This is a genomic window from Stenotrophomonas genospecies 3 (assembly GCF_054473855.1).
This window is the reverse complement of record NZ_JBTMUR010000003.1, coordinates 372,864-382,206: the sequence shown is the minus strand read 5'-3', so window position 1 is coordinate 382,206 and position 9,343 is coordinate 372,864. Positions and strand designations below refer to the sequence as shown.

Sequence of the window (9,343 nt, the reverse complement as noted above, 5' to 3'; positions counted from 1 at the left end):
GGATCGCTCGACTCGTCTGTCGGCTAGTATCCGCAGATGCATGCTTGACGGTCCCTCCACCCTGGCTCCTACATACCGCGTAGGAGCCGGGAGGAACATACAAGCCATGCTCGACTCCGGAACAACCGTCGAGCGTGGCTCGACTCTACAACCGGCCGATCAACCGCCGGCGCCGCCCCCACCGGCCTGGATGCCACCGGCGGTCAGCGCAGTCGGGTCCAGCAGGCGACGCAGCTCGGCCTCGTCAAGCCCGCTGTCTTCCAGCGCCACGTCCAGCACCGGGCGCTGTTCCTTGTAGGCACGCTTGGCAATCGCCGCTGCCTTCTCGTAGCCGATGATCGGGTTCAGCGCGGTGACCAGGATCGGGTTGCGCGCCAGCGCCTCGGCCACGCGATCCTCGCGCACCTTCAGCCCGGCGATCGCGCTGTCGGCCAGCAGCCTGGACACATTGGCCAGCAGGCCGATGCCATCGAGCAGGTTCACTGCGATCAGCGGCAGGGTGACGTTGAGCTGAAAGTTGCCGGTCTGCCCGGCCACGGTGATCGCAGTGTGGTGACCGATCACCTGTGCACAGGCCATCACCGTCGCTTCCGGAATCACAGGGTTGACCTTGCCCGGCATGATCGAGCTGCCCGGCTGCAGCGCCGGCAGTTCGATCTCGCCCAGCCCGGCCAGCGGACCGGCGTTCATCCAACGCAGGTCGTTGGCGATCTTGATCAGCGCCACCGCCAGCGCATTGAGCTGACCGGAAAGCTCCACCGCGTCGTCCTGTGCGGCCAGGCCTTCGAACTTGTTCTCGGCACTGTCGAACTTGAAACCGGTCTGCTGCTTCAGTGCCTTGGCCACCTGTGCACCGAAGCGCGGATCGGCATTGATGCCGGTGCCGATGGCGGTGCCACCCAGCGGCAGCCGGCGCACGCGCTTGAGGCTGTCTTCGATACGCTCCTGCGCCGACGCCAGCTGCGCCGACCACGCGCCGAATTCCTGCTCGAAGGTCAGCGGCATCGCATCCATCAGGTGGGTGCGGCCGGTCTTGACCACCTTGCGCAGGCTGCGGCCCTTCTTGTCCAGGGTCTTGCGCAGGTGCACCAGCGCCGGCAGCAGCTGCTCATGCGTCGCCAACACCGCCGACACCCGCAACGCGGTCGGAATCACGTCGTTGGAGCTCTGCCCCTGGTTGACGTGGTCATTGGGGTGCACACTGGTCTTGCCCGCCTTGCCGGCACGGTTGGCCAGGGTGGCGATGACCTCGTTGGCATTCATGTTCGAGGACGTGCCAGAACCCGTCTGATAGACATCGATCGGGAACTGCGCGTCCCAGTTGCCGGCGGCCACTTCGGCGGCAGCGGTCTGGATGGCCTTGGCCACGTTCTTCGGCAGGTGGCCCAGTTCTGCGTTGACGCCCGCGGCGGCGCCCTTGACCAGGCCCAGGGCACGGATGAAACCGCGCGGCATGCGCTGGCCCGACACCGGGAAGTTCTGCACGGCACGCTGGGTCTGGGCGCCCCACAGGGCGTCCGCAGGCACCTGCAGCTCGCCCATGCTGTCGTGTTCGATTCTGAAACCCTTGCTTGCAGCTTTGCTCATTGCATCAACTCCGCACTACTTCAGTTGGGGAAAGGGAAGCGGCGGCTGGCAGGGTGTCGCTTCCCGGGCTGGCGGCTGCGCCAACGATACTCCCTTGCCCGCAGCGTGGGATGACGAGGGCGGGCCAGATCGTTTCATCCGCAGGGCCGATCTGCACGCGCAAGGGTAGTGCCGGCCGCTGGCCGGCAATCCATGGAAGCGTGGGCCGGGCGTGGTTGCCGGCCAGCGGCCGGCACTACCTCACCGGCACGTCGTAGAATATGGCCCCCGCCGCTCGCCCCAGCCCTGCCGACATGTCCGATTCCGCCCTGCTCGCCCTGTCCCCGCTCGATGGCCGCTATGCCGGCAAGGTCGACGCCCTGCGCCCGATCTTCTCCGAGTACGGCCTGATCAAGGCCCGCATCACGGTCGAAGTGGAGTGGCTGCTGGCCCTGGCCGCCGAGCCGGGCATCGTCGAACTGGCCCCGTTCTCCGACGCCGCCGTCGCCCGCCTGCGCGCCCTGGCCGCCAGCTTCAGCCCGGTCCAGGCCGCGCGCGTGAAGGAGATCGAACGCACCACCAACCATGACGTCAAGGCGGTGGAGTACTTCATCAAGGAACAGCTGAAGGACGACGCCGAGCTGGCCCCGGCGCTGGAATTCGTGCATTTCGCCTGCACCAGCGAAGACATCAACAACCTCAGCTACGGCCTGATGCTGGAACAGGCCCGCCGCGAGGTGCTGCTGCCGACCCTGGACGGCATCGCCAACAGCCTGCGCAGCTTGGCCCACGCCCAGGCCGGCCAGCCGATGCTGTCGCGCACCCACGGCCAGACCGCCTCGCCCACCACCCTGGGCAAGGAACTGGCCAACGTGGTCGCCCGCCTGGAGCGCCAGCGCAGGCAGATCGCTGCGGTCGAACTGACCGGCAAGATCAATGGCGCGGTGGGCAACTACAACGCCCACATCGCCAGCTACCCGGACGTGGACTGGCCGGCCTTCGCCGAGCGCTTCGTGACCGGCCTGGGCTTGGTGTTCAACCCGTACACCACGCAGATCGAGCCGCACGACAACATCGCCGAAATCGGCGATGCCGCACGCCGCGCCAACATCATCCTGATCGACCTGGCCCGTGACATCTGGGGCTACGTTTCTCTGGGCTACTTCAAGCAGCGCCTGAAGGAAGGCGAAGTCGGCTCGTCGACGATGCCGCACAAGGTCAACCCGATCGACTTCGAGAATGCGGAAGGCAACTTCGGCATTGCCAACGCGCTGTTCGAGCACTTCAGCGCGAAGCTGCCGATCAGCCGCTGGCAGCGTGACCTGACTGACTCCACCGTGCTGCGTGCGCTGGGCACCGCGTTCGGCCACAGCCAGGTGGCGCTGGATTCGCTGGCCAAGGGCCTGGGCAAGCTGGAAGTGAACCCGCAGCGCCTGGATGCCGATCTGGACGCGGCCTGGGAAGTGCTGGCCGAAGCCGTGCAGACGGTGATGCGCCGCCACGGCCTGCCGAACCCGTACGAGCAGCTGAAGGCGCTGACCCGCGGCCAGGGCATCACCGCCGAGTCGATGCGCGCGTTCGTGCAGGGGCTGGAGCTGCCGGCGGATGCGAAGCAGCGCCTGCTGGAGATGACCCCGGGCAGCTACACCGGTCTGGCCGAGTCGCTGGCGAAGAAGATCTAAGGGGTTTCCTTTGCGGCGGCGGCCGCGGGCGCTGCCTGCGGCAGGCTCTACGGCAACGGCAACGGCAACAGCAACGTCAAGAGCGGCTCTGGATTGCTGCTAGCTGGGCGGGTCGGGATGGGCCAGCGGGACACGCCGTAAACCCGTCCATGGGGGCTCGATGGCGCCATCCATGGCGCCAACGGTCCCGCTGGCCCATCCCGTCCCACCTCTGACAGATTCCTGGTGACGGATCGAAGAGCTTTGGGTTGTCGGGACGGAATTTGGAAGAGGGACGCGGCTTCGCCGCGTCCCTCTGTTGTTTTTGGCTGATTGTAGAGCCGAGCCCATGCTCGGCTGCTTGTTCCAACAGCAAGCCGAGCATGGGCTCGGCTCTACAGGAGCATGAGCAAGCGCAGCGCGCGACCCGCTTTTGCCTTTGATCTTCTTCTTCCATTCCGTGGCGGGCCGCGCAGGAAACTGTCAGGGGCCGGGCGGGTGGGCCATGCAGGGGCGTTGGCGCCATGGATGGCGCCATCGAGCTTACAAGGACGTACTTGCAGCGTCCCCTGCATGGCCCACCCGCCCGGCCAAGCGCGGCTTTTGCTTTCAGCGACCAACCCAGACCCCGCCACGAGGGGCTCAGCCGTTGGCCGGAACCCCCGCGACAAACCCGCGCACGTGCGCAATGCCCACGAACGGCGGACAATGGAGATCTCAGGCGGCCCGCCGCGCCGCCCCTCCCGCTTTCCGCTGCAAGGATTCCCCCATGGCTGCCCGCAAGTCCTCCGCCCCCCTGATCGAAGTCACCGCCCGCCCCGGCCAGCCGCTGGGCATGGCGCCGGCCACCTTCCTGCGCGACTTCTGGCAGAAACGCCCGCTGCTGATCCGCAACGCCTTCCCCAACTTCCAGACCCCGGTGCAGCCGGAAGACCTGGCCGGGCTGGCCTGCGAGGAAGGCGTGCTGGCACGCCTGATCGAGCACGACAAGACCCAGGACGGCTGGCGCGTGCGCACCGGTCCATTCCAGGAAGACGTGTTCCCCGCCCTGCCCGACCACGACTGGACCCTGCTGGTACAGGACGTGGACAAGTGGGACCCGGACGTGCGCGCCCTGATCGAGCACTTCAGCTTCCTGCCGCGCTGGCGCATGGATGACGTCATGATCAGCTTCGCCGCCACCGGCGGCTCGGTCGGCGCCCACGTCGACCAGTACGACGTATTCCTGCTGCAGGCCCATGGCCATCGCCGCTGGCAGATCGATGCCAGCGAATCGATCAAGGGCAAGCAGCCGCCGTTGGGCTTCCGCCCGGACGTGGAACTGAAGCTGCTGAAGGTGTTCAAGCCGACCCACGACTGGGTGCTGGCGCCGGGCGACATGCTGTACCTGCCGCCGAACGTGCCGCACCACGGCGTCGCCGAAGATCCCTGCCTGACCTTCTCGTTCGGCATGCGCGCGCCGTCCTCGGCCGAGCTGATCAGCGACTACCTGGACACCCTGATCGCCGATGCCGACGAGAACATCCGCTACCAGGATGCCGACCTGAAGGTGCCGGCCGACCCGAACGAAATCGACACGGTGGCGATGGCGCGGGTGATCACCGCGCTCAACGCCATCCGCATGAACGACCCGGACAAGCTGGGCGACTGGTTCGGCCGCTTCATCACCACCTACCGCGCGGCCGGCGAAGTGATGGCCCACCAGGCCGCACCGGCACAGGAAGAAGTGGTCCAGGCCCTGGCCTCGGGCCTGCTGCTGCAGCGCCACCCGTGGGCCCGCCTGGCCTGGCGCCGGGCCAAGCGCGGCGCCAGCCTGTACGTCAGCGGCCAGGACTTCGCGCTGCCGGTGAAGGACGCGCAGCGCCTGGCTGGCGCCGAACAGCTGGACGCCGCCGCCTATCGCGGCCTGTCCGACAAGGGCCGTGCCGTGGTCCAGCAGCTGCTGGTCGGCGGCGTGTTCCAGCTGATCGACCCGAACGAGATCTATGACGCCGAAGACGAGGACGACGGCGAAGATGCCGTGGTGCTCGGCGAGGTCGTCGAAGGCCGCGACCGCGTGGATGCGATCGACGCCGACGCGGTGTCCGACGATGTCCACTCCGTGACCGTGCACGACGACGGCATCGAGGTCATCGTCAACTTCGAGGACGACGAGGAAGACGACAGCGGTGCTGGCCGCGCCTGAGTCGCCACCATGATCCGGGTCCAGCAGGTCAGCCACGCCGATGCCCACGCAGCCATCCACGAGGTACGCCAACGCGTGTTCGTGCAGGAACAGGGCATCGCCGCCGAGCTGGAACGCGATGCGCTGGACCCGGTCAGTGCCCATGTGCTGGCGCTGGACAGTGACAACCAGCCGGTCGGCACGGGCCGGCTGGCCCCGGATGGCCGCATCGGCCGCATGGCGGTGCTGGCCAGCCATCGCAGCCGCGGGGTCGGCGGGGCCCTGCTGGAAGCACTGGTCGAGGCCGGGCGCCGGCTCGGCCTGGCCGAGCTGCATCTGCACGCCCAGCTGCCCGCCCGTGACTTCTATGCCCGCCAGGGTTTCCTGCCCGAAGGCGAGGTGTTCGAGGAGGCCGGCATCGGCCACCAGCAGATGCGCCGCCGGCTGGGCGCGGCCAGCGCCATCGACAGCCGCGCCGAGGCGGTGGCCATCACCACGGCCATCATCCACCGCGCCCGTCGCCAGCTGTGGCTGCATAGCCGCCAGCTGGACCCCGGGCTGCTCGACGCGCCCCCGGTACAGGCCGCCCTGCGCCGCTTCGTCACCGCCCGCCACGACAAGCAGCTGCGGGTGATCGTGCACGACGCCGCCGCGATCGCCTCTGCCGGGGCGCCACTGCTGGCGCTGGCCCAGCGCCTGCCCAGCGTGATCCAGTTCCGCGAGGTCACCGACCCGGTCGACCGTGCACTGGCCTCGGCCTGTCTGCTCAACGATGCGGGCGACTTCTACTTTCGTCTGATCGGCCATCGCCTCGACGGCGAAGCCGGCATCGCGCTGCCGACACGTTCGCAGCCGTTCGAGCAGCAATTGCAGCGCGTCTGGGACCGTTCGCGTGATTGCAGCGAACTGCGCGCGCTCGGCATCTGAGCGGAGCGGGCTGACTCAACCTGTCTGGAACCGGCACCGGGGGACGCGCGATACCTCTGGTGGTGCCCCTTCGTGTCCGGTTGGGGGTACAATTTGGCTGTTTGAACGCGCCCGCGCAGGGCTATTCATCTTCCTGCCGGGTCCTTCTGAAGCCATACCCCACAAAGCGAATCAACACCCTCCATCGTGGACAATCAACTGAAGCAGTTTGCGCAATCTTCGCAACTCGCCGGCGGCAACGCCTCCTATGTCGAGGACCTGTACGAGCAGTACCTGGTCTCCCCGGATAGTGTCGATCCCAAATGGAAAGCCTACTTCGACGGCTTCAAGGGCCGTGAAGCAGGTGACATTCCGCACTCGGCCGTCATCTCCCACATTGCGGACGCGGCCAAGGATGCGCTGAAGGCCGGTACCGGCAACGGTGCAGGCGACGAGCGCGAGCGCAATGTCGGTCGTCTGATCACTGCCTACCGTTCGCGCGGCCACCTGGACGCCCGCCTCGATCCGCTGGGCCTGGCCGCACCGGTCAACACCCCGGACCTGGGCCTGCCGTTCCACAGCCTGTCCGATGGCGACCTCAACAGCGAGTTCAGCACCGGCGGCGTCGGTGGCCAGCCGCGCATGAAGCTGCGCGACCTGCTGGCACGCCTGAAGGCGACCTACACCGGCTCGATCGGTGCGGAGTTCATGCACATCTCCGAGGTCGAGCAGCGCCAGTGGATCTACAAGAAGCTGGAACTGGCCGGTGGCAACTACCAGCTGGACGCTGATACCCAGCGCCGCACCCTGGAGCGCCTGACTGCGGCTGAAGGCCTGGAGCGCTACCTGCACACCAAGTACGTCGGCCAGAAGCGCTTCTCGCTGGAAGGCGGCGACTCGCTGATCCCGATGATGGACACCATCATCCGCAGCGCCGGCAAGGATGGCGTCAAGGACGTGGTGATCGGCATGGCCCACCGCGGCCGCCTGAACGTGCTGGTCAACACCCTGGGCAAGAACCCGCGCAAGCTGTTCGACGAATTCGAAGGCAAGTTCGAGCACGACGAGCACGCCTCGGCCGGTGACGTGAAGTACCACATGGGCTTCTCCGCCGACGTCGCCACCGATGGCGGCCCGGTGCACCTGGCGCTGGCGTTCAACCCGTCGCACCTGGAAATCGCCGACCCGGTCGTGGCCGGTTCCGTGCGTTCGCGCCAGGAGCGCCGCAAGGACACCGCGCGCAAGCAGGTCATGCCCATCCTGATCCACGGCGACGCGGCCTTCTCCGGCCAGGGCGTGGTCATGGAACTGTTCCAGATGTCGCAGGCCCGCGGCTTCGCCGTCGGCGGCACCGTGCACATCGTGGTCAACAACCAGGTCGGCTTCACCACCTCCAACCCGCTGGATACGCGTTCCACGCGCTATGCCACCGACGTGGCGAAGATGATCGCCGCCCCGGTGCTGCACGTGAACGGCGATGATCCGGAAGCCGTTGTGTTCGCCGCTCAGCTGGCCTTCGAGTTCCGCCAGAAGTTCGCCAAGGACGTGGTCATCGACCTGATGTGCTACCGCCGTTGGGGCCACAACGAGGCCGACGAACCGGCGATCACCCAGCCACTGATGTACCAGGTGATCCGCAAGCACGCCACCACCCGCGAGATGTACGCCGAGCAGCTGGAAAAGGCGGGCGTGATCGCCGCCGGTGCCGGCAAGGCGATGGTCGATGCTTACCGCGAGAAGCTGGATGCCGGTGAAGTGACCACCGAGCTGGCCAAGGTCGAGAAGACCCCGCCGACCAGCCCGCTGTTCGTCGATTGGCCGAAGCTGCTGGAAGGCAAGCTGTCCGACCCGATCTCGACCAAGGTCGAGAAGAACAAGCTGGTCGAACTGGCCAAGCTGATCAACACCATTCCGGACGAAGTGCAGCTGCACTCGCGCGTGGCCAAGGTCTACGACGACCGCCGCAAGATGGCCGCTGGCGAGATCCCGGGCGACTGGGGCTTTGCCGAGAACCTGGCGTACGCCACCCTGCTCGACGAAGGCAGTGCCCTGCGCCTGGTCGGCCAGGACGTGGGTCGCGGTACGTTCACGCACCGCCACGCGATCCTGCACGACCAGAAGACCGACAACTACTACATGCCGCTGCGGCAGCTGGTGGATTCGCCGGAGAAGGCCACCGTCATCGATTCGCTGCTGAGCGAAGAAGCGGTGATGGCCTACGAGTACGGCTTCTCCACCACCGATCCGAACACGCTGTGCATCTGGGAAGGCCAGTTCGGCGACTTCGCCAACGGTGCCCAGGTCGTCATCGACCAGTTCATCGCCGCCGGTGAGGCCAAGTGGGGCCGCATCTCCGGCCTGACCCTGCTGCTGCCGCATGGCTATGAAGGTCAGGGCCCGGAACACAGCTCGGCGCGCCTGGAGCGCTTCCTGCAGCTGTGCGCGCTGGAGAACATGCTGGTGGTGGTGCCGTCGACCCCGGCACAGGCCTTCCACATGCTGCGTCGCCAGCAGCACCTGACCACCCGCAAGCCGCTGGTGGTGATGTCGCCGAAGTCGCTGCTGCGCCACAAGCTGGCCGTGTCGACCCTGGACGAACTGGCCAACGGCGAGTTCCAGCACCTGATCGGCGACGCCAACGCGGACGCCAAGAAGGTCAAGCGCGTGGTGCTGTGCTCGGGCAAGGTCTACTACGACCTGCTGGAAGACCAGACCAAGCGTGGCCAGGACGACGTGGCGATCATCCGCGTGGAGCAGCTGTACCCGTTCCCGCGTGCGCTGCTGGCTGCCGAACTGAAGAAGTACGGCAAGGCCACCGACGTGGTGTGGACGCAGGAAGAACCGCAGAACCAGGGTGCGTGGTACCAGATCCGCCACCACCTGCAGTTCTGCCTGGCCGATGGCCAGAACCTGCACTACGCCGGTCGCGCACGTTCGGCTTCGCCGGCTGCCGGTCACATGGCTGACCACGTCCGCGAACAGCAGCAGCTGGTCGCCGATGCACTGGTCAACCCGTTCAACGACACGTTCGCTGAATAATCCTCCC

At 67.0% G+C, this 9,343-nt stretch carries 5 protein-coding genes; 4 read left to right on the top strand and 1 reads right to left on the bottom strand.

The window, feature by feature from the left end; all coding sequences use genetic code 11:
• Window positions 1–159: 159 nt before the first annotated feature.
• The gene (locus tag ACX9OT_RS06640) at window positions 160–1,587 is read right to left on the bottom strand and encodes a class II fumarate hydratase (RefSeq protein ID WP_459001497.1); all 1,428 of its coding nucleotides are present in this window, start codon (window positions 1,585–1,587) and stop codon (window positions 160–162) included.
• A gap of 293 nt (window positions 1,588–1,880) precedes the next feature.
• Between ACX9OT_RS06640 and purB the strand changes: the two genes are divergently transcribed.
• The 4 genes from purB to ACX9OT_RS06620 all read left to right on the top strand — a co-directional run bounded on the left by purB (window position 1,881) and on the right by ACX9OT_RS06620 (window position 9,336).
• Window positions 1,881–3,248, top strand: a complete 1,368-nt coding sequence (gene purB / locus ACX9OT_RS06635; protein WP_049462123.1) for an adenylosuccinate lyase — start codon at window positions 1,881–1,883, stop codon at window positions 3,246–3,248.
• Between the two features lie 748 nt (window positions 3,249–3,996).
• Window positions 3,997–5,412: a ribosomal protein uL16 3-hydroxylase gene (locus ACX9OT_RS06630; RefSeq protein ID WP_459001494.1), complete on the top strand. Its 1,416-nt coding sequence runs from the start codon at window positions 3,997–3,999 to the stop codon at window positions 5,410–5,412.
• Window positions 5,413–5,421: 9 nt separating this feature from the next.
• Window positions 5,422–6,318, top strand: coding sequence for a GNAT family N-acetyltransferase (locus tag ACX9OT_RS06625; RefSeq protein WP_459001492.1), 897 nt, complete (start codon window positions 5,422–5,424; stop codon window positions 6,316–6,318).
• Window positions 6,319–6,504: 186 nt separating this feature from the next.
• Window positions 6,505–9,336: a 2-oxoglutarate dehydrogenase E1 component gene (locus ACX9OT_RS06620; RefSeq protein WP_459001490.1), complete on the top strand. Its 2,832-nt coding sequence runs from the start codon at window positions 6,505–6,507 to the stop codon at window positions 9,334–9,336.
• Window positions 9,337–9,343: the final 7 nt, after the last annotated feature.

What these genes read in the sequence shown, in the direction of transcription:
- purB (WP_049462123.1), top strand. Translation starts at nt 1,881, where the DNA reads ATGTCCGATTCCGCCCTGCTCGCCCTGTCCCCGCTCGATGGCCGCTAT.
- ACX9OT_RS06630 (WP_459001494.1), top strand. Translation starts at nt 3,997, where the DNA reads ATGGCTGCCCGCAAGTCCTCCGCCCCCCTGATCGAAGTCACCGCCCGC.
- ACX9OT_RS06640 (WP_459001497.1), bottom strand. Translation starts at nt 1,587, where the DNA reads ATGAGCAAAGCTGCAAGCAAGGGTTTCAGAATCGAACACGACAGCATG.
- ACX9OT_RS06625 (WP_459001492.1), top strand. Translation starts at nt 5,422, where the DNA reads ATGATCCGGGTCCAGCAGGTCAGCCACGCCGATGCCCACGCAGCCATC.